Origin of the sequence: Burkholderia sp. AU33423, from assembly GCF_002223135.1 — a bacterium.
Taxonomy (GTDB): domain Bacteria; phylum Pseudomonadota; class Gammaproteobacteria; order Burkholderiales; family Burkholderiaceae; genus Burkholderia; species Burkholderia lata_D.
Genome location: NZ_NKFH01000004.1, coordinates 1,513,307 through 1,537,977 on the forward strand (window position 1 = coordinate 1,513,307; position 24,671 = coordinate 1,537,977).

Consider the following 24,671-nt stretch of genomic DNA (forward strand, 5'->3'; position numbering starts at 1 on the left):
TCGCGTCGTTTTCCATCGCCCTCTTTCAGCCGTGCTCTCGTTCCTGCTGAAGCTGCGCACTCGCGCCCAAACGCTGTTCCGCCTGTCGGACGCCCATACGATGCTGATCTGGTCGGCCATCGTCGGCGTCGGCGGCGCCTTTGCCACGATGGCGTTCCGCGAAGGCATCGACCTGATGCAGCACCTGATCTCCGGGCAAAGCGGCAGCTTCGTGCAGATGGCCAAGCGCCTGCCGTGGTACGTGCGGTTCTGGATGCCGGCCGCGGGCGGCTTCCTCGCCGGCTGCGTGCTGCTGCTCGCGACCCGCGGCGCCAAGCAGGCCGCCAAGACCGACTACATGGAATCGGTCGCGCTCGGCAATGGCATCGTGCCGGTCCGCCAGAGCCTGTGGCGCAGCGTGTCGTCGCTGCTGACGATCGGCAGCGGCGGCTCGATCGGCCGCGAAGGCCCGATGGTGCAGCTCGCGGCGCTCGCCGCGTCGCTCGTCGGCCGCTTCGTGCACTTCGACCCGCCGCGCCTGCGCCTGCTGGTCGCCTGCGGGGCGGCCGCCGGCATCACGTCCGCGTACAACGCGCCGATCGCCGGTGCCTTCTTCGTGTCCGAGATCGTGCTCGGCGGCATCGCGATGGAAAGTCTCGGGCCGATGATCGTCTCGTCGGTCGTCGCGAACATCGTGATGCGCGAATTTGTCGGCTACCGGCCGCCGTACGAGATGCCGGTGTTTCCAGCCGTCACCGGCCCCGAAGTGCTGCTGTTCGTCGTGCTCGGCGCGCTGTGCGGCGTGCTCGCGCCGCAGTTCCTGCACCTGCTCGATGCATCGAAGAACCAGTTCAAGCGGCTGCCCGTGCCGCTGCCCGTGCGGCTCGCGCTCGGCGGCCTCGTCGTCGGCGTGATCTCGGTCTGGGTGCCGGACGTGTGGGGCAACGGCTACAGCGTGGTGAACCTCATCCTCCATTCGCCGTGGACCTGGCAGGCACTCGTCGCGGTGCTCGTGTTCAAGGTGATCGCGACCTCCGCCACCGTCGGCTCCGGCGCGATCGGCGGGGTGTTCACGCCGACGCTGTTCGTCGGCGCGGTGTTCGGCTCGCTGTTCGGACTCGCGATGCAAGCCGTGTGGCCCGGCCATACGTCGGCGTACTTCGCGTACGCAATCGTCGGGATGGGCGCGTTCCTGACAGGCGCCACGCAGGCGCCGCTGATGGCGATCCTGATGATCTTCGAGATGACGCTCAGCTACCAGGTCGTGCTGCCGCTGCTGGTGTCCTGCGTATTCGCGTACTTCGTCGCGCGCGCGACCGGCACGACGTCGATGTACGAGATCACCCTGCATCACCACCAGGATGCCGAGGAACGCAGCCGGATCCGCACCACGCAGATGCGCGAACTGATCCAGCCCGCGCAGACGGTCGTGCCGCTCACTGCGAGCGTCGCCGACATGACGCGCGTGTTCCTCGAATATCCGGTGAAGTATCTGTACGTGACCGACGACGCCGGACGCTTTCGCGGTGCGGTCGCGCTGAAGGACATCACGTCGGACCTGCTCGACAAGCGCGACACGGCCGACAAGACGGCCGCGCACTATGCGCACACGCCGTTTCCGCTGCTCACGCCCGACATGCCGCTCGCCACTGCGCTCGAACGCTTCATGGCGTTCCAGGGCGAACGCCTGCCGGTGATCGAAAGCGAAGCGGAGCCGACGCTCGCCGGGGTCGTCTACAAGACGTCGCTGCTCGATGCGTACCGGCGGATGACTGGCGAACGCTGACCGGGCGATTCGCCGCCCGCCGCCCGCCGCGCGAGCGCGGCCCGAGGCCCGCTCAGTCCGGTGCGCGCCCGAGCACGACGCGCGCGAAGAACCCCGCCAGCACCGACTCGGCCACCTCGGCCGACACGTGCTGCGGATCAGCCGTGTAGTACGACTGCACGCCATCACACAGGCACATCAACCCGAAAGCCAGCGTCTCCGCCGGCAGCAGCAACGGCGTGCCGGCGCGCTCGGAGAAGCGCCGGATGAACTCGGCCATCTGCAGGCGCTTGCCATGCAGGAACTGGTTGAAGCGCACGCGGAATTTCGCGTCGCGCGCGGCCTGCAGCTTCGCCTCGCCCCACAGCAGCGAATATTCGTCGTCCTGAAACAGCGTCCGGTAATACGCGAGCGACATCGACTCCATCTGCTCGCGCGTTCCGCCCCCGTCGAAGATCGCCTGGAAATCGGCCTGCACCTCCGCGTGATTGCGCTCCAGCAATTCCAGCAGCAGGTCGGACTTGCTGCGGAAATTCGAGTAGAACGCGCCGCGCGTATAGCCGGCCGCCGCCGCGATGTCCTCGACGCTCGCGGCGACAAAACCTTTCTTCAGAAAAATACGGTGCGCGGCAATCAGCAGACGTTCGCGCGTCTGGTCCCTGCTCTGCTCGCGAGTTAAGCGCTGTGGTTTCATGGCGCGCAGTCTAGCACCCTTTACCTTTCGGATTCATCTTTGCATTCAGATACAGGTGTGTATTAGAATTCGCCACAGTTTCTGAAAGAAGGTGTCCGCACGCCCGTGCCGGCGCCGCTCGGGGCAAGCGCCCGCCGCGCTTGCCGGCTTCGTTCCGCTCTCGCTCTCACCTCATCTGGGGGTTTCGTGAATCGCTCCGGTTCCCGCGTCGCGCTGCTGGTCGGCGCCGCGCTCGTCGTCGCCGCCTGTCATCCGAAAGAATCCGCGCCGCCTGCCCCGCGCCCCGTCGTTGCGCTGCCCGCCCATGCCGACGACGCTGCCGTCGCCCGCACGCTCCCCGGCGAGATCCAGCCGCGCTACGCCACCCCGCTGTCGTTCCGCATCGCCGGCAAGATCATCGAGCGCAAGGTGCGCCTCGGCGATGCGGTCAAGGTCGGCCAGGTCGTCGCGCTGCTCGATCCGTCCGACGTCGAGAAGAACGCCGCGAGCGCGCAGGCGCAACTCGATGCCGCGACGCACAGCCTCGCGTTCGCGAAGCAGCAGCTCGACCGCGATCGCGCGCAGGCGCGCGAAAACCTGATCGCGACCGCGCAGCTCGAGCAGACCGAGAACAGCTACACGTCGGCGCTCGCGCAGCGCGACCAGGCGCAGCAGCAACTCGCGCTCGCGAAGAACCAGCTCCGCTACGCGACGCTCGTCGCCGATCATGCGGGCTATATCACCGCCGAACAGGCCGACACCGGCCAGAACGTATCGGCCGGCCAGGCCGTCTACCAGCTCGCGTGGTCCGGCGACGTCGACGTCGTCAGCGACGTGCCCGAGGCCGCGCTTGCATCGCTCACGCCGGGCCACGCGGCCACCGTCACGCTGCCGTCGCTGCCGGGCCGCCCGTTCGCCGCGAAGGTCCGCGAAATCGCGCCGGCCGCCGATCCGCAAAGCCGCACGTATCGCGTGAAGCTCACGCTCGCCGCGCCCGATCCGGCGATCCGGCTCGGGATGACGGCCAGCGTCGCGTTCGACGGCGCACCGGCCGCCGGCGACGCGCAGTCGATCACGCTGCCCGCGACCGCGTTGTTCCACGACGGCCAGCAACCGGCCGTGTGGGTCGTGCGCACGAAGGACGACACGCTCGAGCTGCGCCGCGTCGACGTCGCGCGCTTCAACGAGCACACGGTGACGGTGTCGCACGGGCTGCAGCCCGGTGAACGCGTCGTGCTGCAGGGCGTGCACACGGTCAGCGCGGGCGAGAAAGTCCGCGCGATCGCGCCGCTGCATCCGGAGGACTTCGCATCGTGAGCGTTTCCTACGAAGAAGGCCGCTTCAACCTGTCGGCGTGGGCGCTGCGCCACCAGGCGCTGGTCGTCTACCTGATCGCGCTCGCGACGCTCGCGGGCATTCTGGCCTACACCCGCCTCGCGCAATCCGAAGACCCGCCGTTCACGTTCCGCGTGATGGTGATCCGCACGTTCTGGCCCGGCGCGACCGCGCGGCAGGTGCAGGAACAGGTCACCGACCGGATCGGCCGCAAGCTGCAGGAAACGCCGGCCATCGACTTCCTGCGCAGCTACTCGCGCCCCGGCGAATCGCTGATCTTCTTCACGATGAAGGATTCGGCGCCCGTGAAGGACGTGCCTGAAACCTGGTACCAGATCCGCAAGAAAGTCGGCGACATCGGCTATACGCTGCCGCCCGGCGTGCAGGGTCCGTTCTTCAACGACGAATTCGGCGACGTCTACACCAATATCTGGACGCTCGAAGGCGACGGCTTCACGCCCGCGCAGCTCCACAATTACGCCGACCAGCTGCGCACCGTGCTGCTGCGCGTGCCGGGGGTCGGCAAGGTCGACTATTTCGGCGACCCCGACCAGCGGATCTTCGTCGAGGTCAACAACGCGCAGCTCACGCGCCTCGGCATCTCGCCGCAGCAGCTCGGGCAGGCGATCAACGCGCAGAACGACATCTCGTCGGCCGGCACGCTGACGACCGCCGACGATCGCGTGTTCGTGCGGCCGAGCGGCCAGTTCGACAACGTCGACGCGATCGCCGACACGCTGATCCGCATCAACGGCCGCACGTTCCGGCTCGGCGATCTCGCGACGGTGAAGCGCGGCTACGACGATCCGGCCGTCACGCAGATGCGCGCGGGCGGCAAGGCGGTGCTCGGCATCGGCGTCACGATGCAGCCGGGTGGCGACGTGATCCGGCTCGGCAAGGCGCTCGACGCCGAATCGAAGGACCTGCAGGCGCAACTGCCGGCCGGCCTCAAGCTGACGCTGGTATCGAGCATGCCGCATGCGGTCGCGCATTCGGTCGACGACTTCCTCGAAGCCGTCGCGGAAGCCGTCGCGATCGTGCTGGTCGTGAGCCTCGTGTCGCTCGGCCTGCGCACCGGGATGGTGGTCGTGATCTCGATTCCCGTCGTGCTCGCGGTCACCGCCCTCTTCATGTACCTGTTCGACATCGGGCTGCACAAGGTGTCGCTCGGCACGCTCGTGCTCGCGCTCGGGCTGCTCGTCGACGACGCGATCATCGCGGTCGAGATGATGGCCGTGAAGCTCGAACAGGGCTATACCCGTGCACGCGCCGCCGCGTTCGCCTATACGAGCACCGCGTTCCCGATGCTGACGGGCACGCTCGTCACCGTGTCGGGCTTCCTGCCGATCGCGCTCGCGAAATCGAGCACCGGCGAATACACGCGCTCGATCTTCGAGGTGTCTGCGATCGCACTGATCGCGTCGTGGTTCGCGGCGGTCGTGCTGATCCCGCTGCTCGGCTTCCACCTGCTGCCCGAGCGCAAGCGGCAAGCACATGAAGCGCACCTGCCCGACGACCACGAGCACGACATCTACGACACGCGTTTCTACCGGCGGCTGCGCGGCTGGATCGACTGGTGCATCGAGCGGCGCTTCGTCGTACTGCTGATCACGGGCGCGCTCTTCGTGGTCGCGCTGATGGGCTTCTCGCTCGTGCCGCAGCAGTTCTTCCCGAGCTCCGATCGCCCCGAGCTGCTGGTCGACCTGCGGCTGCCCGAAGGCGCGTCGTTCGCGGCGACGCTGCGCGAAACCGAACGCCTCGAGAAGGTGATCGACAAGCGCCCCGAGATCGATCATTCGGTGAACTTCGTCGGCAGCGGCGCGCCGCGCTTCTACCTGCCGCTCGACCAGCAGCTTCAGCTGCCCAACTTCGCGCAGTTCGTGATCACCGCGAAATCGGTGAAGGACCGCGAAAAGCTCGCGACCTGGCTCGAAACCACGTTGCGCGAGCAGTTCCCGGCCGTGCGCTCGCGGCTGTCGCGGCTCGAGAACGGCCCGCCGGTCGGCTATCCGGTGCAGTTCCGCGTGAGCGGCGACAGCATCGCGACGGTGCGCTCGATCGCGGAGAAGGTCGCGGCGACGATGCGCGGCGATGCGCGCACCGTCAACGTGCAGTTCGACTGGGACGAGCCGGCCGAGCGCTCGGTGCGCTTCGAGATCGACCAGAAGAAGGCGCGCGAGCTGAACGTCACGTCGCAGGACGTGTCGAGCTTCCTCGCGATGACGCTGTCCGGCACGACCGTCACGCAGTACCGCGAGCGCGACAAGCTGATCGCGGTCGACCTGCGCGCGCCGCGGGCGGACCGCGTCGATCCGGGGAAGCTCGCCGGCCTCGCGCTGCCGACCCCGAACGGCCCCGTGCCGCTCGGCTCGCTCGGCCGCTTCAAGCCGACGCTCGAGTACGGCGTCGTGTGGGAGCGCGACCGCCAGCCGACCATCACCGTGCAGTCGGACGTGCGCGCCGGCGCGCAAGGCATCGACGTCACCCATGCGGTCGACGCGAAGCTGAACACGTTGCGCGCTCAACTGCCGGTCGGCTATCAGATCAACATCGGCGGCTCGGTCGAGGAAAGCGCGAAGGCGCAGAAGTCGATCAATGCGCAGATGCCGCTGATGGCGATCGCCGTGTTCACGCTGCTGATGATCCAGCTGCAGAGCTTCTCGCGCGTGCTGATGGTCGTGCTGACCGCGCCGCTCGGGCTGATCGGCGTGGTCGCCACGCTGCTGCTGTTCGGCCAGCCGTTCGGCTTCGTCGCGATGCTCGGCGTGATCGCGATGTTCGGGATCATCATGCGCAACTCGGTGATCCTCGTCGACCAGATCGAGCAGGACATCGCGGTCGGCCACCGCCGCATCGACGCGATCATCGGCGCGACCGTGCGGCGGTTCCGCCCGATCACGCTGACGGCCGCGGCCGCCGTGCTCGCGCTGATCCCGCTGCTGCGCTCGAACTTCTTCGGGCCGATGGCGACCGCGCTGATGGGCGGCATCACGAGCGCGACCGTGCTGACGCTGTTCTACCTGCCCGCGCTGTATGCGACGTGGTTCCGCGTGAAGCGCGACGAACGCGACCCGCAGGACGGCCCGCCGCCAGGCGGCACCCCTGCCGCGCCGTCGGGAGCCTGACCATGGATCGATCGATGAACCTGAAAACACAAGCCGTGCGGGCACTCGCGGTGGCGAGCCTCGCCGGCCCGCTCGCGGGCTGCGCCTGGTTCGCGCCGAGCGGCGAGCCGCCCGCGATGCCGTCGCCCGCGCACTACGGCGCCACGCCGCAAGTCCAGCAGACCGTGTCCGCGCAAGGCGTCACGCAGCAGTTCGAAGTCGGGGCAAAACCGGTGCCCGACTGGTGGAAACAGTACCGCTCCGACGCACTGAACGCGCTCGTCGACGAAGGGCTGCGCAACAGCCCGACGTTGAGCGCGGCGTCGCATTCGCTCGATGCCGCGCGCGAACAGTTGCGCGGGCAGATCGGCAGCTCGATGCTGCCGTCGATCGACGCGGGCGGCCAGGCCACGCGCCAGCGTGCGCTCGGCGTGCCGATTCCCGCGCTCGGCGCGCCGACGCTGCTGTACGACACGTTCGTCGGGCAGCTGCAGGCGAGCTACACGATCGACCTGTTCGGCGCGTCGCGTTTCGCGAACCGCGCGCTGGCCCGCCGCGTCGACGTCAGCGCGTTCCAGCTCGAATCCGCACGGCGCGCGCTGGCCGCGAACATCGTCACCGCGTCGATCACGGTGTCGGTGCTGAATGCGCAGATCAACACGACCGAGCGGCTGGTCGCGCTCGCCAACGACCAGGCGCACGATGCCGAACGCCGTTACGCGCTTGGTTCCGCCTCGCGCAGCGACGCGCTGAATGCGCGGCAAAGCGCCGACACGTTCGCGGCGAGCCTGCCCGCCCTCCGCCAGCAGCGCGACTCGGCGCGCCATGCGCTCGCGGTGCTGGTCGGCCGCACGCCCGACCGGCCGCCGGCCGATCTCACGCTCGCCGACCTGCACCTGCCCGAACAGGTGCCCGTCGTCGTGCCGTCGGACCTGCTGCAAAGCCGCCCGGACATCCAGGCGGCCGACGCGGGGCTGAAGGCGGCCGCGGCCGAAGTCGGCCTCGCGACCGCGCAGATGTTCCCGCAGCTGTCGCTGTCGGCGGCGATGGGCAAAGGCGGCTTCAGCTGGCCGACGATGCTGTCGGGCGCCGGCTCGATCTGGAACATCGGCGCGTCGCTGAGCCAGCCGATCTTCCACGGCGGCGCGCTGCTCGCGCAGCGCCGCGCGGCGAAGGCGACCTACGAGGCCGCCGTCGACCAGTACAAGCAGGCCGTGCTCGGCGCATTCCAGAACGTCGCCGATTCGCTCGCCGCGCTCGAGCACGATGCGGAAGCGCTCGATGCGTCGTCCCGCGCCGCGCTGTCCGCGCGCGGCGCGTACGACGACGCGGCAGCCCGCGTGCGGCTCGGCGCGCTGCCGCCGTCGGCCGCGCGCGCCAGCGAGTTGCAGTATCGCAACGCGCGGCTCGACGAGATCCGTGCGACCGGCGCGCGGTTCGCGGATACCGCACGGCTTTACCAGGCGATGGGCACGCCGCCGGTCGACAAGTCCGGCAAGACCGACAAGGCGGCCGACGCTTCCGCCACCGGCCGGCAAGCGCGCGCCGCCGGCGCCGACACCCCGCCTTCGCCGCAATAGGCCGGCCCTGCCATCGGGTGCGCGGAATCCCGCCGCGCACCCGATTTCCGATCTTCCGCTTGACCCTCACGTAGCGTAACGTTCGAGACTCCAGTGTGCGACCCGAATGGAGGAACGAATGCGACTGAAAGTGGGAGAACTGGCGAAACGCAGCGGGCTGACCGTCCGCACGCTTCATCACTATCACGCGATCGGTCTGCTGACGCCTTCGGCGCGCGCCGACAACGGCTACCGGCTGTACGACCGCCACGACATCGCCCGGCTCCACCAGATCCAGGCGCTGCGTCGCTTCGGCCTGTCGCTTGCCGAAATCGGCGATCACCTGAACCAGCCCGACACGCCGCTCGTCGAGATCGTCGCGAAGCAGATCGCGCTGCTCGACCGTCAGCTTGCGCAGACCGCGCAGCTGCGCGAGCGGCTCGTGAACCTGCATGCGCAGCTCGCCGCGGGCACGGAGCCGGAGCTGGCCGATTGGCTCACCACACTGGAGTTGATGACCGTGTACGACAAATATTTTTCCGAGGAAGAACTCGCGCGCCTGCCGATGTACCAGAAGAGCCAGGCGGGCGACGCCGAATGGATCGCCCTCGTCGACGAGGTGCGTGCGCTGCACGACGCGGGCGTGCCCGCCGAGGACGAACGCACCCGTGCGCTCGCCAGCCGCTGGATGGCGCTGCTCGTGCGCGACACGAACAACGATCCGCGGCTGCTGGCGAAGCTGAACCTGATGCACGAACACGAACCGGCGATGCAGTCGAAGATCGGCATTTCGACCGCCCTGCGCGACTATGTGCTGCGCGCGTCGTCGGAAACCAAGATGCAGATCTTCGAGAAGTATCTCGCGCCGGACGAGATCCGCTTCATGCGGGCGCACTACGGTGAAAGCGCGATGGCATGGCCGCAACTGATGGGCGACGTGCGCGACGCGATCGAGGCGGGCGCCAGGCCGGATTCACCGGAAGGCCGCGCGCTCGCGCAGCGCTGGCTCACGCTGTTCTGCAGCTATGCCGGCAACGATCCGGCTACGCATGCGAAATTCCGCCAGGCGATGATGAACGAGCCGTCGCTGACGAAGGATTCGTGGATCGACGACACGCTGATCGGCTTCGTGCGGGAGGCGATGGCGCAGCTGGCGCCGGCGCGCTGAGCGGGTTGAACGCATGAGGTTGCGGGCGGCAGGCGGGTTTTTCCGCGTGCCGCCCGCTTCACCGACAGGCGCACGTCGAACGCACCGTCGCGGCCGCCGCGCGCATGCCTACCGATAGTCGCGCGCGCTGATCCCGTGCCAGTGCTTCGTCATGTAGCGCAGAAACGCCGGTTGGGCTTTCAGGTCCGCATTCGGCACGGGCGCCGCGCCGCCGTCCATGAACTTGCCGTTGATCGTGACCGTCTCCTCGCCGCGCAGCACGTACTTCGTGCCCTGGTCGATCAGGAAGTATTTGACCTGGTCGGCGCTCACATCGCCGCGACAGCCGATCTTGTACGCGAACAGGAACTGCTTGCGGCCGTTGCCGAGCAGGTCGCGCATTTCGATCGACGCAGGGACGACGTCGAGAATCACGTCGACCGGGCAGGCCTTCACGTAGTCGCGCACGGTCCAGTCGGGTCGGCCGTCGAGCGTCGCGGCGACCTTGAGCTCGACGTCGTCGCCGGACTCGGTTCTCGCGAGCGTCACCGCGTGCGCGCCGGCCGCGTCGGTCCACGTGTACTCGGCGGCGGCCTGCGCCAGGTTGCACAGCGCAGTGGCTGCGAGAAACAGGCAAGGCGACAGGAAACGTCTCTTCATTGGCGAGGGGGATGCAGATTCGAACGCGCCATTATCGACAAAGCCGCCTGCCGCTGCCAGCCAACCGTCGCATGCGCCCGCTCAGCGCTCGCGCGTCCCGAGCCCCAGCGCCTTCATCCGCCGGTACAACGTCCGCTCGCTCATCCCGACGCGCTCGGCGAGCGCCTTGCGCGTGCCGTCGAAACTGCGCGCGATCCGCACGAGCTCCGCGTCCGACACGCCGCGCGCATCGGCAGCCCGGTCCTGCGGCGCGGCCGACGCGGCGACCAGCTCGGCCGGCAGATGCTCGATCCGGATCGTCCCGTCGTCCGCGAACAGGCACGCGCGTTCGAGCACGTTGCGCAGCTCGCGGATATTGCCCGGCCACGCGTACGCATCGAGACACGCGAGCGCGCGCTCGGTCAGCACGAACGGCCGGGCCGCGAACGGCCGCGCGCCCGCATCGCCCGCGCTGGCGCGCGCGTTCGCGATCCGCCGCAGGATCGACTCGGCCAGCAGCGCGACGTCCCCGCGCCGGTCGCGCAGCGCCGGCAACGGAATCGGAAACGCGTTGATCCGGTAGTAGAGGTCCTGCCGGAACCGGCCGTCGTCGATCATCTCGCGCAGCGGCTTGTGCGTGGCCGCGACCAGCCGGAAATCCGCGCGCAGCGCCTCGACGCCGCCCACGCGCCGGAACGTGCCCGATTCGATCAGGCGCAACAGCTTCACCTGCATCGGCAGCGGCACGTCGCCGATCTCGTCGAGAAACAGCGTGCCGCCCTGCGCGGTCTCGACGAGGCCCGGCTTGCGCTGGTTCGCGCCCGTGAACGCGCCCTTCTCGTAACCGAACAGTTCGCTCTCGAACAGCGTCTCGGCGATCCCCGAACAATCGACGACGACGAACGGCCCCATCGCGCGGTCGCTCGCCTCGTGCAGCGCGCGGGCGAACAGCTCCTTGCCGGTGCCCGATTCGCCGAGCAGCAGCACCGGCAGCATCGACGGAGCGACGCGCTGCAATGCGCCGAGCGCCGCGTTGAACGCGTCGGCGCCGCCGACGAGCCCTTCCGCGCTCGGCTGCGCGGATGCGCTGCGCACTGTCGTCAGGCGCTCGACATAGGCGATCACGTTGCCGTCGGCATCGAAGATCGGCCGCAATTCGACGTCGACATGCTCGGGGCCGCGCGGCGTATGGTGGATGTGCAGCACGCGGTTCAGCCCGCGCGATTCGAGCGCCTGCTTCATCGGGCAATGCTCGCCGGCCTGGTCGCACGGCACGTCGTAGTGGTGCGAGACCTGGAAGCAGTGCCGGCCCACGTGCTCGACGCCCGCGACGCCGAACTGGCGCCGGTACGCATCGTTCGCCGCGAGGATGCGGTAGTCGGGATCGACGACGATCATCGGCTGCGGATCCTGCTCGAGATACGCGACGAGCGCGCGCACGTCGGGCATGGCGTCGCGGCGCGGCGCGGGGACGATCGGGATGGTGTCGTGCGGATTCATGCGGATGCTCGGTGAAAGCGTTGCCTGACGAACTGCCAGGCAGGTCGCCAATTCTGCCACGACACTGCCAATTGTGGCAGTCCACGGTGGCAGACGGAGGCCGACGACACTCGCGCATCGCTGTAGCCGCACCGAAAACCCGAGCCGAATCAAGTCCCTGGCAGATCGGCCGGTACCTTGGCGCAGGCTGGCACGCTTCTTGAGTTACCGATCCCGATTGCAGATGCAGAACCCGATCGAGGACACCCCGTGAGCCATGCCACCACGCTGTCGGTCGAAGGCTTTTTCGACCCGGCGACCCACACCGTCAGCTATCTGCTGCTCGATATCGCGAGCCGCGCGTGCGCGCTGATCGACAGCGTGCTCGACTACGACCCGAAGTCCGGCCGCACACACACCGCGAGCGCCGATCGGCTGATCGCCCGCGTCGCCGAACTCGGCGCGGACGTGCACTGGCTGCTGGAAACCCATGTGCACGCCGACCACCTGTCGGCCGCGCCGTACCTGAAGGAACACGTCGGCGGCCGGATCGCGATCGGTTCGCACGTATGCCGCGTGCAGCATGTGTTCGGCACGCTGTTCAACGCGGGTCCCGGTTTCGCGCAGGACGGCCGCCAGTTCGACCGGCTGCTCGACGACGGCGACACGCTCGCGCTCGGCGCGCTGACGATCCGCGCGCTGCATACGCCGGGCCACACGCCCGCGTGCATGACCTACTGCGTCGACGACGCGACGCAGCGCGCGGCCTTCGTCGGCGACACGCTGTTCATGCCCGACTACGGCACGGCGCGCTGCGATTTCCCCGGCGGCGACGCGCGCACGCTGTACCGCTCGATCGCGCGCGTGCTCGGCCTGCCGCCCGACACGCGCCTGTACCTGTGCCACGACTACCAGCCGGGCGGGCGCGACGTGCAGTTCGAGACGACCGTGGCCGAACAGCGCCGCGCGAACGTGCACGTGAGGGACGGCGTGACCGAGGACGATTTCGTCGCGATGCGCACCGCGCGCGACGCCACACTCGCGATGCCCGTGCTGATGTTGCCGTCCGTGCAGGTCAACATGCGTGCCGGCCACCTGCCCGAGCCCGAAGACAACGGCGTGCGCTACCTGAAGATCCCGCTCGACGCGATCTGAGCCGCGCGCCCCACCCGGAGACCCCCGACATGACCATCCGCAAGCTGACCGACACGCTGTCGGTCTCGCCGCAGATCGCGGCGGCCGACCTGCCCGCGCTTCACGCGGCCGGCATCCGCGCGATCATCTGCAACCGCCCCGACGGCGAAGGCCCCGACCAGCCGACCGTCACCGAGATCCGCGCGGCCGCCGCGCCGCTCGGCATCGACGTGCATTACCTGCCGGTCGACACGGGCAAGGTGACCGACGACCAGGCCGCGCAGTTCGGCGCGCTCGTCGCATCGCTCGAAGGCCCGGTGCTCGCGTACTGCCGCAGCGGCACGCGCTCGGCCACGCTGTGGGCGCTGTCGCAAGCCGGCCTGCGTCCGCTGAACGACATCGTCGCGACGGCCGGCGCAGCCGGTTACGACCTGCGCGCGCTCGCCTCGCGGGTCGCGCAAGGCGGCAGGCAGGCGGCACCGGCCGTCGACGCGCGGCACGACATCGTGATCGTCGGTGCGGGCGCGGCCGGCATCGCGGTCGCGTCGAGCCTGCTCGCGCGTGACGCGTCACTCGACATCGCGGTGATCGATCCGGCCGACGTCCACTACTACCAGCCCGGCTGGACGATGGTCGGCGCGGGCGTGTTCCGGCCCGAGACCACCGCACGCCGGATGACCGACGTGCTGCCGCGCGGCGTGCAGCACATCCAGGCCGCCGTCGCAGGCTTCGAGCCCGACACGCACACGGTCGTGCTCGACGGCTGCCGCCGCATCGGGTATCGCAAGCTTGTCGTGTGCCCGGGGCTCAAGCTCGACTGGCACGGGATCGAAGGCCTCGCCGACACGCTCGGCCGCAACGGCGTCACGTCGAACTACCGCTACGATCTCGCGCCGTACACGTGGGAGCTGGTCCGCGCGTTCCGCGGCGGCGACGCGCTCTTCACGCAGCCGCCGATGCCGATCAAGTGCGCGGGCGCGCCGCAGAAGGCGATGTACCTGTCGTGCGATCACTGGCGGCGCGCGGGCCACCTCGAGGCCGCGAACGTCGAGTTCCTGAATGCGGGTGCCGCGCTGTTCGGCGTTGCCGACTACGTGCCCGCGCTGATGGAATACGTGAAAAGCTACGACATCGCGCTGTCGTTCGGCCACAACCTCGTGTCGATCGACGGGCCCGCGCGCCGCGCGACGTTCGCGCGCGCGCTGCCGGACGGCGGCAAGGAAACCGTCGTGCGTGCGTTCGACATGATCCACGTCGTGCCGCCGCAGAAGGCGCCCGACTTCGTGCGTTCGAGCCCGCTCGCCGACGCGGCCGGCTGGATCGACGTCGATCCGGCGACACTGCGGCACAAGCAGTATCCGGACGTCTACGCGCTCGGCGACGCCACCAACACGACCAACGCGAAAACGGCCGCGGCCGCCCGCAAGCAGGCGCCGGTGGTTGCGCACAACCTGCTCGCGTCGCTCGGCCGCGCGCACGGCGACGCCGCGTACGACGGCTACGGCTCGTGCCCGCTCACCGTCGAGCGCGGCAAGATCGTGCTCGCCGAGTTCCTGTACGGCGGCAAGGTCGCGCCGACCTTCCCCGCGTGGCTGATCGACGGCAAGCGCCCGTCGCGGCTCGCGTGGCTGCTCAAGGAACGCGTGCTGCCGCCGCTCTACTGGAAGGCGATGCTCAAGGGCCGCGAATGGCTCGCGAAGCCCGCGATCGCACGTTGACCGGAGCGCGGTGACGCCATGCTGATTTCCCTCGTACTGGGCGGTTTCGTCGGTGCCGTGCTCGGCCTGACCGGCGCCGGCGGCGGCATCCTCGCGGTGCCCGCGCTCGTCGTCGGCATGAGCTGGCCGATGCAGCAGGCCACGCCCGTCGCGCTCGTCGCGGTGGCGGGCAGCGCCGCGCTCGGCGCGCTCGAAGGTTTCCGACGCGGGCTCGTGCGCTACCGCGCGGCGCTGCTGATGGCCGTGGCCGGCGTGCCGCTGACCACGCTCGGCGTACGGCTCGCGCACGTGCTGCCACAACGCCTGCTGCTCGCGTTGTTCGCGCTGACGATGCTGGTCGTCGCCGGCCGCCTGTTGCGGCAGGCGCTGCGGCACGCACCGGTCGACGCGGAAGCGTCGCCGCTGTGCGTCGGCCGCGTGAATCCCGATACGGGCCGGCTCGTGTGGTCCTGGCCGGTCGGCGTCGCGCTGGCGTCGACCGGCGCGATGACGGGCCTGATGACGGGACTGCTCGGTGTCGGCGGCGGCTTCGTGATCGTGCCGATGCTGCGCAAGTTCACGAACGTGTCGATGCACGGTGTCGTCGCGACGTCGCTGATGGTGATCGCGCTCGTCGGCACCGGCGGCGTGTTCGCGACGCTCGTGTCGGGCACGCGCGCACCGCTCGACGTGACGCTGTGGTTCACCGTCGCGACCGCGCTCGGCATGGCCGCCGGCCGCGGCGCGTCGCGCCACCTCGCCGCGCGGCACGTGCAGGCCGGGTTCGCGGCCGTGCTCGTGTGCGTCGCGCTCGGGCTGCTGGCGAAGGCGGCGTTCGGCGCGTGAGGCGGTGCGCAGTCAGGCGCGGGAATCGAATCCGCGTCCCGCCCGCGATGCCGGTTCATCCGTCGCAATCGCGTATTGACCGGCACCGATCTACACGCGGCGCCACCAAAACAAAACGCCCGGTCCGACTCGTCGTCGGCACCGGGCGTTTTTCACGTCGATCACAACCCGAACGTCAGGTCGCGAACCCCGCCATCCGCTTGCGCTCCTGGCGCAGCATCACGAAGTTCGCGATCACGACGCCGGCCGTCACCGCGATGATGAACAGCGTCGCGAGCGCGTTCATCTCCGGGTTCAGGCCGAGACGCACACGCGAGAACACCACGAGCGGCAGCGTCGTCGAGCCGGGGCCCGACAGGAACGCCGACAGCACGAGGTCGTCGATCGACAGCGTGAACGACAGCAGCCAGCCCGCGATCAGCGCCTGCGAGATCAGCGGCAGCGTGATCGTGAAGAACACCTTCAACGGCGTCGCACCGAGATCGAGCGCGGCTTCTTCCAGCGACGGGTTCAGCTCGCGCACGCGCGACTGCACGATGATCGCGACGTACGAGATGCACAGCATCACGTGGCCGAGCCAGATCGTGAACACGCCGCGCTCGGCCGGCCAGCCGATCCACTTCGCCAGCTCGATGAACAGCAGCAGCAGCGAGATCCCCTGGATCACCTCGGGAATCACGAGCGGCGCGTTGATCATCCCGCTGAACAGCGCGAAGCCGCGGAAGCGCCCCATCCGCGCGAGCACGAAGCCGGCCCACGTGCCGATGAACACCGACGCGAACGCGGTCAGCACGCCGATCTTCAGCGACAGCCACGCGGCCGTCAGCAGCTCGTCGTCCTCGACGAGCGCCGCATACCAGCGGAACGAGAAGCCCGACCACACGGTGACGAGCTTCGACTCGTTGAACGAATAGACGATCAGGCTGATGATCGGGATGTACAGGAACGCGAAGCCGGCGAACAGCGCCGCGAACTGCAGGTAACGATTCGGCTTCATCGGCGGCCTCCCTGCTCCTTCGCCTGGAAGTGCTGGAACATCGCCATCGGCACGAGCAGCAGCAGCACCATCGCGCAGGTCACCGCCGACGCCATCGGCCAGTCTGCGTTGTTGAAGAACTCGTTCCACATCACGCGGCCGATCATCAGCGTGTTCGCGCCGCCGAGCAGTTCGGGGATCACGTACTCGCCGACCGCCGGAATGAACACGAGCAGACAACCCGCGATGATCCCGTTCTTCGACAGCGGCAGCGTGATCTGCACGAACGCCTTCCACGGCTTGGCACCGAGGTCGTACGCGGCTTCGAGCAGGCGCAGGTCCATCTTCACGAGGTGTGCGTAGAGCGGCATCACGAGGAACGGCAGGTACGAATAGACCATCCCGATGTACACCGCGTAGTTGGTGCGATACAGCTCGATCGGCGTATGCGTGAGCCCGACCCACATCAGGAAGTTGTTCAGCAGCCCGTTGTTCTTCAGGATGCCGATCCACGCGTACACGCGGATCAGGAACGACGTCCAGAACGGCAGCATCACGCCCATCATCAGCAGGTTGCGGGTCGCCGGGTTCGAGCGCGCGATGTAGTACGCCATCGGATAGCCGATCAGCAGACACAGCAGCGTCGTGATCGCTGCCACCCACACCGAGTTCACGTAGGTCGCGAAATACAGGCTGTCCGTGAACAGGAATGCGTAGTGCGACAGGTTCAGCGCGACGTGCACGACGCCGTCCGCGTACGACGCGAGCTCCGTGTACGGCGGGATGCCGAGCTGCAGCTCCGCGAAGCTGATCTTGACGACCAGCACGAACGGCACGAGGAAGAACAGCACGAGCCACGTGAACGGCCCCGCGACGACCGCCGTGGCGCCCGTCAGGTTGAAGCGCCGCACCGGCCACGAGAGCATGGACTTGAACGCGGTCATGACGTCAGCACCACGCCGGCCGTCGCGCTCCAGCGCACGTAGATCTCGTCGCCGAGCGCCGGCGTCTCGAGCTCCGAAATCGCGAGGCTCGACACGTTCGCGATCACCGTCTTGCCGCCGTCGAGCTTCACGTGATACAGCGAGTAGCCGCCCATGTACGCGACGTTGCTGATCCGGCCGCGCGCCCAGTTGAACGCGCCTTCGGGCGGCTTGCGCGTGAGCGCGATCCGTTCGGGGCGCACCGATACCGTGACCGGCATCCCGAGCGGGCCCGAGATCCCGTGGCTCACGTACAGCCGGCTCGGCAGCTCGGGCGACTCGATGTACACGTGGTCGGGTTCGTCCTCGACGGTCACGCCTTCGAACAGGTTCGTCGAGCCGATGAATTCGGCCGAGAAGCGGCTGTTCGGATATTCGTACACTTCGTTCGGCGAGCCGATCTGCACGATCTGCCCTTCGCTCATCACCGCGAGGCGATTGGCCATCGTCATCGCTTCTTCCTGGTCGTGCGTGACCATGATGCAGGTGACACCGACCTTGTTCAGGATGTTGACGAGCTCGATCTGCGTGCGCTGGCGGATCTGCTTGTCGAGCGCGGACATCGGCTCGTCGAGCAGCAGCAGCTTCGGCCGCTTGACCAGCGAGCGCGCGAGCGCGACGCGCTGCTGCTGGCCGCCGGACAGCTGATGCGGCTTGCGCTTCGCGTACTTGCTCATCTGCACGAGTTCGAGCGCCGAAGCGACGCGCGCCTTCAGCTCGGCCTTCGGCGTGCCTTCCTGCTTGAGACCGAACGCGACGTTCGACTCGACCGACATGTGCGGGAACAGCGCATACGACTGGAACATCATGTTCACGGGCCGCTTGTACGGCGGCATCTGCGCGAGGTCCTCGCCGTCGATCAGGATCTTGCCCGACGTGACCGTCTCGAGGCCCGCGAGCATCCGCAGCAACGTCGACTTGCCGCAGCCCGAGCTGCCGAGCAGCGCGAACAGCTCGCCCTGGCGCACGGTCAGGTTGACGCTGCGCACGGCTTCGGTGTCGCCGAATTTCTTGACGACGTCGACGATCTGGACAAAGTTCTCGGCGCGCGCATCGGCGCCGGAGGAGGAAACTGAGGACGGTGCGCCCGCGACCGGCGCACCCGACTGGCTATTCATGATGTGCTGCTTCTCTCCTGCGTTGAACGAACAAAGCCCCCGGGGGTACCAGGGGCTTCATGACTGCTGATTCACTCCGGTTCGCGTCAGCGGCCCGACTTCAGCTCGGTCCACAGACGCGTCTGCAGACGCTGGATTTCAGGCGGCAGCGGCTTGAGCAGGAACAGCGTCTTCACGACGTCGGCCGGCGGATAGACGGCCGGGTCGTTCGCGACGTCGGGCCGCACATACTTGCGGGCCTCTGCGTTGGCGCTCGGGTAGTACACCGCGTTCGTGATCGCCGCGTGCACCTTCGGATCCTCGATGTAGTTGATCCACTGCAGCGCGGCATCCTTGTTCTTCGCATCCTTCGGGATCGCCATCACGTCGAACCACACCGGCGCGCCGCCCTTCGGAATGTAGTACTCGACCTTGTACGGCTTCTTCGCCTCGATCGCGCGATGCTTCGCGATCACGACGTCGCCCGACCAGCCGAACGCGAAGCAGATGTCGCCGCCGACCAGGTCGTTGATGTAGCCCGACGAGTTGAATTGCGTGATGTACGGGCGGATCTTCTTCAGCACTTCCATCGCGGCCTTGTAGTCGGCCGGGTTCGTGCTCATCGGATCCTTGCCGATGTAGTGCAGCGTCGCCGCGAACATCTGGTCGGGCGCGTCGAGCACCGACACGCCGCAGGTCTTCAGCTTCGAGATGTTTTCCGGCTTGAACAGGATGTCCCAGTTGTCGAGCGGCACCTTGCCGAGCGCCTGCTGCGCCTTCGTCAGGTTGTACGCGAGACCGGTCGTGCCGTACGCCCAGGGCACCGAGTACTTGTTGCCCGGGTCCGCGCCGGCGACGAGCGCCATCAGTTGCGGATCGAGGTACTTGAGGTTCGGCAGCTTCGACTTGTCGAGCGGCGTGAAGATGCCGGCGGCGATCTGCTTGCCCGCGTAGTTGCTGGTCGGCACGACGATGTCGTAGCCCGAGCTGCCCGTCAGCAGCTTCGCCTGCAGCGTGTCGTCGCTGTCGTAGTTGTCGTAGCGGACCTTGACGCCTGCCTGCTTCTCGAAGTTCGGGATCGTGTCCTTCGCAATGTAGTCCGACCAGTTATAGACATTGAGCTGCGTATCCTTCGCCGCTGCCGCCGATGCACCCACGCACAGCGCGAGCGCTGCGAACCGGCCCACTACCTTTGCTTTCATCCCGTTCTCCCTACGGCCGGACCGTGTGTCCGGCTGCCGTCTGCCTCGTCATGACGGCGCATTCTGGCGCGCCGCCCCTCGAAAACCCCGAAAACTACCATCATTCGCGCCCCGTCACAAAAAAATCATGCCGGTGTCGCGCAAACGGAACAGATTCCCGCTGCCGGCCAGGCTGGCCGCCCATGCGGCGGGGCGTTCCCGGGGAATTCTATCGGTTAATCGGCGGCTGTCCACCGGGAAAAACGGGCGGCGGCGCAACCGCGTTCGCCGGCCGGGCGCGAACCGCCTGGCGGCTGCGCCCGAACCCCGCCGTATTGTCACGCCGCTGCACCGGTACGGCATGCCGGCCGCACCCGTCCGACCGTCCGACCGCGATGCATTAAAATGGCGGCTGACGATTCAACTGCGTGAACCCTTCCGATGGCCTCCAATCTCCACGACCTGCCCGACAGCCCCTGCATCGGCGTATGCTCGACCCTCTTCGACGAAGTCTGCAAGGGCTGCGGCCGCACGGCCGCCGAAGTGTCGAACTGGGTGTTCCTGAGCGACGACGAAAAGCGCGCGGTGTGGGAGCGCATCTCGCGCGAAGGCACCGCGATGCGCTTCCAGTACGACAAGCTGTAAATCCGCCGCGCATAAAAAAAGCGGCATGCCGACCGACATGCCGCCAACCCCAACTCTATTCTTTTCCCGCCGCGTCTAGAACTTCATCCCGACGCCCACGCCGACGATCAGCGGATCGATGTGCAGCGTGCCGATGCCCTTGTCGCCCAGCGTCGCATCGGTGCTCATCCAGATCTTCTTCACGTCGACGTTCATGAAAATCTTCTTCGTCACCTGCACGTCCACGCCGAACTGCAGCGCGGGGCCGAAGCTGCTCTTGTTGATCGACACGCCCTGCCCGCCGACGTTGAGCCCGTTGTTGTAGAAGTACGTGTAGTTCAGGCCTGCACCCACATACGGACGCACCTTGCCGGCATGGTTGAAGTGGTACTGCAGCAGCAGCGTCGGCGGCAGCACGCCCACGCCGCCGAGATTGCCGAGGCTCGACGTCAGCTGATGCCGCGACGTGCCGAGAATCAGCTCGACGCCGAGGTAGTCGCGGATCATGTACGTGAAGTCGAGCTCGGGCACGATCGCGTTGTTCACCCCGACGTTGAGCGCGCCCAGCGTATCGCTCGCGCGTTCGTTCGGCTGGATGCTGATCGCGCGCAGCCGGACCAGGACGTCGCCCTGGTTGATGCCGTCGCCCGGCGAGGCAGCGTGCGACAGCGAAGGCATCGCGGCGAAAGCGGCTGCAACGGCGGCAGCGGTGACACAAGTTCGAATCGTTTCATGCATGGTACGGACCCCCAAAGAATGGTTTCCATTCTCCCTGTAGGGTCTTTTTTTTATCTTGATATCCGTCAAGCCAACGTAAACGTGGGACGGTTTGCCGCAGGCTCGGTCGCACAGCCCGTCAGCAGCAGGTCGAGCAAATCGCGCACGCTGCGGATCGCACGGCCGAACGGCAACGCCTCGCGGCCGCGGAAGAACAGCCCGTTCGCCACGTCGCCGCGCAGCGCGGCCGCGAGCCGCGTGTCGATGCAGAAATGGCCGAACTTCTCGATGCCGTCGCGCAAGCCGCATACGCTCAGGCATTCGAGCGCGGTCGGGCAGCGCTGCTTAAGCGCGCCGAGCTTGGTGCGGATGCGCGTTTCGTTGCGCAGGTAACGATCGAGCCACGGCGTCTTCACCGCGCGCGCGGGCAGCCCCGTCACGCTGACGAATTCGACGATGTCCTCGGGCGTCGCGTCGGCCAGCACGCGCTTGAAGTGCGGATGCGCATCGCCCTCTTCCGTCACCGCGAACGGCGTCCCGACCTGCACGCCGTTCGCGCCGGCGTCGAACGCCGCGCGCACCGTGTCGTGACCGTTGATCCCGCCCGCAACGATCAACGGGATCGTTTCGCGCGCGAGGCCGAGCGACGCCATCACCTGGGCGGTCTCGTCGAGCACGCGTGCGAAGTCGAAGCGAGGGTCGTGCATGTCGTCGATCTGCGTGACGCCGAGATGGCCGCCCGCATGCGCCGGATGCTCGATCACGATCGCGTCGGGCAGGCGCCCCTTCTTCATCCACTTCTTCAGCACGAGCGCGATCCCGCGGCTGTCCGACAGGATCGGAATCAGCGCGATGTCGTGTCCTTGTGTGAGATCGGGCAGGTCGAGCGGCAAGCCCGCGCCCATCACGATCGCGTCGGCCCCCTCGTCGCACGCGACCCGCACGTAGTCGGCATGCGCGCTCACGGCCTTCATCACGTTGACCGCGATCATCCCGCGCCCTTCGCTGTAGGTCTTCGCGAGGCGGATCTCGCGTGCGAGCGCCTCGAGGTTCGCGGTCTCGAGCGTCGCGCGATCGGGTTGCGCACGGCAACGCGCGAGCAGATCCGCATGATGGTGGCGCAGGTCGATGCTCGCGATCGTGCCGACCGCACCTTCGCGCGCGACGCTGCCCGCCAGCCGGTGCGCGGAGATGCCGACGCCCATGCCGCCCTGCACGACGGGCAACAAGGTGCGGCCGCGAATCGTCAGCGGCGGAAAGGAAGTGCGTACGGTCATCTGAAACCTCGTCGGAACATCGGAACCGCGATGATCGACGATCCACCGACGCGCACCTTGACGGCCGTCAATAAAAAACGGCACGCGAGCGTGCCGTTTCCGGTTCAGGCCGTGAGAAACGCTCAGGCCGGCTTCGCGGGCTTGAGCTGCATCGACTTGTACTCGAGATATTCTTCGAGTCCGTACACGCCGTTCTCGCGGCCGTGCCCCGATTGCTTGTAGCCGCCGAACGGCGCGGCCATGTTCCACGCGCCGCCGTTGATGTCGACCTGCCCGGTGCGGATGCGGCGCGCGATGCCCATCGCGCGTTCGTCGCTGCCGGCCCATACCGCACCGCCGAGCCCGTAGGGCGAATCGTTCGCGATCCGCACGGCCTCGTCTTCATCGCGATACGTGATGATCGACAGCACCGGCCCGAAGATTTCTTCCTGCGCGATCGTCGATTTCGGATCGACACGGCCGAACACAGTCGGCTTCACGAAGAAGCCCTTGTCCAGCCCTTCCGGCAGGCCCGTGCCGCCCGTCACGAGTTCGGCGCCTTCGTCGATCCCGCGCTGGATGTAGTCCTGCACACGCTGCTGCTGGACGGCCGATGCCAGTGCGCCAAGGCGCGTCGCATCCTGCCGCGGATCACCGGCGACGTAGGTTTCGGCCGCCGCCTTCGCGATCGCGCGCGCCTCGTCGTAGCGCGCTTCCGGCACCAGCATGCGCGTGTGCGCCGAGCAGGTCTGCCCCGCGTTCAGGTAGCACGCGTTGACCGTGCCCTTCACCGCCGTCGCGAAATCGGCATCGTCGAGGATCACCGAGGCCGACTTGCCGCCCAGCTCGAGCGCGACGCGCTTGACGCCCGCGGCCGCCAGCTCGGCCACGCGCTTGCCCGCGCGCGTCGAGCCCGTGAACGACACCATGTCGACGTCCGGATCGGTGGCCAGCACTTCACCCACCACCGGGCCGTAGCCGCACACAAGGTTGAACACGCCGGCCGGCAGCCCGGCTTCGTGAATCGCTTCGGCGAGCATGAACGCGTTCAGCGGCGCGACTTCGGACGGCTTCAGGACGACCGTGCAGCCGGCCGCGAGCGCCGGCGCGACTTTCAGCGTGACCTGGTTGAGCGGGTAGTTCCACGGCGTGATCGCCGCGACGACGCCGACCGGCTCGCGCACGACGAGCGAGTTGCCGACCTGTGCCTCGAACTCGAACGATTCGGCGAGCTTCGCGTACGCCTTCCAGTTGTAGATCGGGCCGCCGACCTGGATCGCGCGCGACAGCTTGATCGGCATCCCGACTTCGCCGGTGATCGACTGCGCGAGCTCCTCGCTGCGCGCCTGCAGATGCTCGACGATCTTGCGCAGGTAGCCCGCGCGCGTCGCGGGCGGCGTGGCCGCCCACGCGTCGAAGGCTGCGCGCGCCGCGCGGATCGCGTCCTGCGCGTCGGACGCGACGCCTTCCGGAATCCGGCCGATCACGGCCTCGGTGCCCGAGTCGATCACGTCGATCGTGCCGGTGCCGGCCGGTTTGCGCCACGCGCCGTCGATATAGAACTGGTCGTAGATTTTCATCGCTTTCCGCCTCCAGGAAAGCCGACATTCTAGCGAGCGTTTCGGTCCGCCGGTGTGACGATTGACAGCCATTAGAAAGGTCTTTAGCCTCGGCGCCTCATTCATCATAAGAAAGGAGAATGCCTTGAGCATCCTGACCAAAATCGAGGGCGGCTATCTTCAGGTATTGCGCGTGATCGTGCTGTTGTTCGCGACCGCAGTCCTGATCGGCGGGGTCATATTCGGCGCGGTCGCACTCGATGCGCGCCTGTCGAAACCGCCGAAGGTCGATTCGGCCATCCAGGTCGATCCTGCATCGTTCGCGTGGGAGAACGATGCGCCCGCCAAGGCCACGCCGGCCGCCGACGGCGCCGCAGCCAAGGCCGACGATGCGTCGCCCGCGCTGCGCCTGTCGACGCGACTGTCGGGCATCGTGCAGAAGCACGGCCGGGCGGCCCTGTCGCCGGACTACGCGGTCGACCACGACGCGTACGAGCCATCGTTCCAGCGCGTGCTCGGCGACGACGACCATCCGGATGTCGCGTACTACGAGCAGCAGATCGCGTATCTCGACAAGGTGCTGTCGCGCACGGACGTCGCGGCCAGCGTCAAGAAGAAGGTCACCGCTCACGGCGACGAATATGCGCGCGAGCAGGCGTACACCGACGTCGTATCGGCCGTCATGCGCGACTTCTCCGAGCGCTACGACGCACGCCGCACCGCGATCGACAACGAGAAGAAGGCCGCGGAAGAAACCGCTGCCGAGAACGGCCAGACCGCGCGCTACGCGGGCGTCGCCGCGCTCGTCGCGCTGTATTCGTTCGTGTCGCTCGCGGTGCTGATCATCCTGATCCGCGTCGAGCGCAGCATCCGTTCGATCGCGCGCGCCACGCACACGACGACCTGAGTTCGCTCATCGGC

The 24,671-nt window shown here is 67.9% G+C and carries 20 protein-coding genes; 10 read left to right on the top strand and 10 right to left on the bottom strand.

Annotated features, from left to right (window positions below):
- Positions 1-31 precede the first annotated feature (31 nt).
- Complete coding sequence (locus tag CFB50_RS09730) at positions 32-1,765, top strand: ClcB-like voltage-gated chloride channel protein (protein WP_218829064.1); 1,734 nt, start codon at positions 32-34, stop codon at positions 1,763-1,765.
- A gap of 52 nt (positions 1,766-1,817) precedes the next feature.
- Here the strand turns inward: CFB50_RS09730 and CFB50_RS09735 are convergent, their stop codons facing one another.
- Positions 1,818-2,438, bottom strand: coding sequence for a TetR/AcrR family transcriptional regulator (locus CFB50_RS09735; RefSeq protein WP_069248043.1), 621 nt, complete (start codon positions 2,436-2,438; stop codon positions 1,818-1,820).
- Positions 2,439-2,624: 186 nt separating this feature from the next.
- Here CFB50_RS09735 and CFB50_RS09740 point away from each other — a divergent pair, with 186 nt between their 5' ends.
- The 4 genes from CFB50_RS09740 to CFB50_RS09755 all read left to right on the top strand — a co-directional run bounded on the left by CFB50_RS09740 (position 2,625) and on the right by CFB50_RS09755 (position 9,583).
- A complete protein-coding gene (locus CFB50_RS09740) occupies positions 2,625-3,734 on the top strand; it encodes an efflux RND transporter periplasmic adaptor subunit (protein ID WP_089445718.1) in 1,110 nt (369 codons plus the stop codon).
- Entirely contained in the window at positions 3,731-6,877 is a 3,147-nt protein-coding gene (locus CFB50_RS09745) for an efflux RND transporter permease subunit (RefSeq protein WP_089445719.1), read from the top strand. The genes CFB50_RS09740 and CFB50_RS09745 overlap by 4 nt, the downstream gene beginning before the upstream one ends.
- 2 nt (positions 6,878-6,879) lie before the next feature.
- Positions 6,880-8,436 (top strand): efflux transporter outer membrane subunit, encoded by a 1,557-nt coding sequence (locus tag CFB50_RS09750; protein ID WP_089445720.1) that lies wholly within the window; start codon positions 6,880-6,882, stop codon positions 8,434-8,436.
- 118 nt (positions 8,437-8,554) lie between these two features.
- Positions 8,555-9,583: a MerR family transcriptional regulator gene (locus tag CFB50_RS09755; protein ID WP_089445721.1), complete on the top strand. Its 1,029-nt coding sequence runs from the start codon at positions 8,555-8,557 to the stop codon at positions 9,581-9,583.
- A 108-nt stretch (positions 9,584-9,691) separates the two neighbouring features.
- On the opposite strand, the gene CFB50_RS09760 is transcribed toward CFB50_RS09755, so the two are convergent.
- Together CFB50_RS09760 and CFB50_RS09765 are read right to left on the bottom strand one after the other, a co-directional pair.
- On the bottom strand, positions 9,692-10,222 hold the full coding sequence (locus CFB50_RS09760; RefSeq protein WP_089445722.1) for a M949_RS01915 family surface polysaccharide biosynthesis protein: 531 nt from the start codon (positions 10,220-10,222) through the stop codon (positions 9,692-9,694).
- Between the two features lie 81 nt (positions 10,223-10,303).
- The gene (locus tag CFB50_RS09765; protein WP_179254165.1) at positions 10,304-11,701 is read right to left on the bottom strand and encodes a sigma-54 interaction domain-containing protein; all 1,398 of its coding nucleotides are present in this window, start codon (positions 11,699-11,701) and stop codon (positions 10,304-10,306) included.
- 249 nt (positions 11,702-11,950) lie between these two features.
- Between CFB50_RS09765 and CFB50_RS09770 the strand changes: the two genes are divergently transcribed.
- Genes CFB50_RS09770 through CFB50_RS09780 form a run of 3 tightly spaced genes read left to right on the top strand, consistent with a single transcriptional unit; the run spans position 11,951 to position 15,357 of the window.
- Entirely contained in the window at positions 11,951-12,835 is an 885-nt protein-coding gene (locus CFB50_RS09770; RefSeq protein ID WP_089445724.1) for an MBL fold metallo-hydrolase, read from the top strand.
- A 29-nt stretch (positions 12,836-12,864) separates the two neighbouring features.
- Positions 12,865-14,532 carry a bifunctional protein tyrosine phosphatase family protein/NAD(P)/FAD-dependent oxidoreductase gene (locus CFB50_RS09775; protein ID WP_089445725.1) on the top strand — a complete coding sequence of 556 codons (1,668 nt, stop codon included), beginning with the start codon at positions 12,865-12,867 and terminating at the stop codon, positions 14,530-14,532.
- Between the two features lie 18 nt (positions 14,533-14,550).
- Positions 14,551-15,357 carry a sulfite exporter TauE/SafE family protein gene (locus tag CFB50_RS09780; protein WP_089445726.1) on the top strand — a complete coding sequence of 269 codons (807 nt, stop codon included), beginning with the start codon at positions 14,551-14,553 and terminating at the stop codon, positions 15,355-15,357.
- A 175-nt stretch (positions 15,358-15,532) separates the two neighbouring features.
- Here CFB50_RS09780 and CFB50_RS09785 read toward each other — a convergent pair whose 3' ends face one another.
- The 4 genes from CFB50_RS09785 to CFB50_RS09800 form a co-directional block, all read right to left on the bottom strand.
- Entirely contained in the window at positions 15,533-16,354 is an 822-nt protein-coding gene (locus CFB50_RS09785) for an ABC transporter permease subunit (protein ID WP_089445727.1), read from the bottom strand.
- Entirely contained in the window at positions 16,351-17,277 is a 927-nt protein-coding gene (locus CFB50_RS09790; RefSeq protein WP_069248056.1) for an ABC transporter permease subunit, read from the bottom strand. Before CFB50_RS09790 ends, CFB50_RS09785 begins: the two co-directional genes overlap by 4 nt.
- Complete coding sequence (locus CFB50_RS09795) at positions 17,274-18,434, bottom strand: ABC transporter ATP-binding protein (protein ID WP_089445728.1); 1,161 nt, start codon at positions 18,432-18,434, stop codon at positions 17,274-17,276. Before CFB50_RS09795 ends, CFB50_RS09790 begins: the two co-directional genes overlap by 4 nt.
- 86 nt (positions 18,435-18,520) lie before the next feature.
- Positions 18,521-19,615, bottom strand: a complete 1,095-nt coding sequence (locus CFB50_RS09800; RefSeq protein ID WP_069248058.1) for a polyamine ABC transporter substrate-binding protein — start codon at positions 19,613-19,615, stop codon at positions 18,521-18,523.
- Between the two features lie 420 nt (positions 19,616-20,035).
- Between CFB50_RS09800 and CFB50_RS09805 the strand changes: the two genes are divergently transcribed.
- On the top strand, positions 20,036-20,239 hold the full coding sequence (locus tag CFB50_RS09805) for a DUF1289 domain-containing protein (protein WP_010095552.1): 204 nt from the start codon (positions 20,036-20,038) through the stop codon (positions 20,237-20,239).
- A gap of 75 nt (positions 20,240-20,314) precedes the next feature.
- Here the strand turns inward: CFB50_RS09805 and CFB50_RS09810 are convergent, their stop codons facing one another.
- The 3 genes from CFB50_RS09810 to CFB50_RS09820 all read right to left on the bottom strand — a co-directional run bounded on the left by CFB50_RS09810 (position 20,315) and on the right by CFB50_RS09820 (position 23,771).
- Positions 20,315-20,956, bottom strand: a complete 642-nt coding sequence (locus tag CFB50_RS09810) for an OmpW/AlkL family protein (RefSeq protein ID WP_089445729.1) — start codon at positions 20,954-20,956, stop codon at positions 20,315-20,317.
- Positions 20,957-21,021: 65 nt separating this feature from the next.
- Positions 21,022-22,212, bottom strand: coding sequence for an NAD(P)H-dependent flavin oxidoreductase (locus CFB50_RS09815; protein WP_089445730.1), 1,191 nt, complete (start codon positions 22,210-22,212; stop codon positions 21,022-21,024).
- A gap of 122 nt (positions 22,213-22,334) precedes the next feature.
- Positions 22,335-23,771, bottom strand: a complete 1,437-nt coding sequence (locus CFB50_RS09820; protein ID WP_089445731.1) for an aldehyde dehydrogenase family protein — start codon at positions 23,769-23,771, stop codon at positions 22,335-22,337.
- A 124-nt stretch (positions 23,772-23,895) separates the two neighbouring features.
- On the opposite strand from CFB50_RS09820, the gene CFB50_RS09825 reads away from it, so the two are divergent.
- Entirely contained in the window at positions 23,896-24,657 is a 762-nt protein-coding gene (locus tag CFB50_RS09825; protein ID WP_089445732.1) for a hypothetical protein, read from the top strand.
- Positions 24,658-24,671: the final 14 nt, after the last annotated feature.

Bases quoted from the DNA above. Each gene is read 5' to 3' on its own strand.
- CFB50_RS09735 (WP_069248043.1), bottom strand. From the start codon at position 2,438: ATGAAACCACAGCGCTTAACTCGCGAGCAGAGCAGGGACCAGACGCGC.
- CFB50_RS09750 (WP_089445720.1), top strand. From the start codon at position 6,880: ATGGATCGATCGATGAACCTGAAAACACAAGCCGTGCGGGCACTCGCG.
- CFB50_RS09755 (WP_089445721.1), top strand. From the start codon at position 8,555: ATGCGACTGAAAGTGGGAGAACTGGCGAAACGCAGCGGGCTGACCGTC.
- CFB50_RS09760 (WP_089445722.1), bottom strand. From the start codon at position 10,222: ATGAAGAGACGTTTCCTGTCGCCTTGCCTGTTTCTCGCAGCCACTGCG.
- CFB50_RS09765 (WP_179254165.1), bottom strand. From the start codon at position 11,701: ATGAATCCGCACGACACCATCCCGATCGTCCCCGCGCCGCGCCGCGAC.
- CFB50_RS09775 (WP_089445725.1), top strand. From the start codon at position 12,865: ATGACCATCCGCAAGCTGACCGACACGCTGTCGGTCTCGCCGCAGATC.
- CFB50_RS09780 (WP_089445726.1), top strand. From the start codon at position 14,551: ATGCTGATTTCCCTCGTACTGGGCGGTTTCGTCGGTGCCGTGCTCGGC.
- CFB50_RS09785 (WP_089445727.1), bottom strand. From the start codon at position 16,354: ATGAAGCCGAATCGTTACCTGCAGTTCGCGGCGCTGTTCGCCGGCTTC.
- CFB50_RS09790 (WP_069248056.1), bottom strand. From the start codon at position 17,277: ATGACCGCGTTCAAGTCCATGCTCTCGTGGCCGGTGCGGCGCTTCAAC.
- CFB50_RS09795 (WP_089445728.1), bottom strand. From the start codon at position 18,434: ATGAATAGCCAGTCGGGTGCGCCGGTCGCGGGCGCACCGTCCTCAGTT.
- CFB50_RS09800 (WP_069248058.1), bottom strand. From the start codon at position 19,615: ATGAAAGCAAAGGTAGTGGGCCGGTTCGCAGCGCTCGCGCTGTGCGTG.
- CFB50_RS09805 (WP_010095552.1), top strand. From the start codon at position 20,036: ATGGCCTCCAATCTCCACGACCTGCCCGACAGCCCCTGCATCGGCGTA.
- CFB50_RS09810 (WP_089445729.1), bottom strand. From the start codon at position 20,956: ATGCATGAAACGATTCGAACTTGTGTCACCGCTGCCGCCGTTGCAGCC.
- CFB50_RS09815 (WP_089445730.1), bottom strand. From the start codon at position 22,212: ATGACCGTACGCACTTCCTTTCCGCCGCTGACGATTCGCGGCCGCACC.
- CFB50_RS09820 (WP_089445731.1), bottom strand. From the start codon at position 23,771: ATGAAAATCTACGACCAGTTCTATATCGACGGCGCGTGGCGCAAACCG.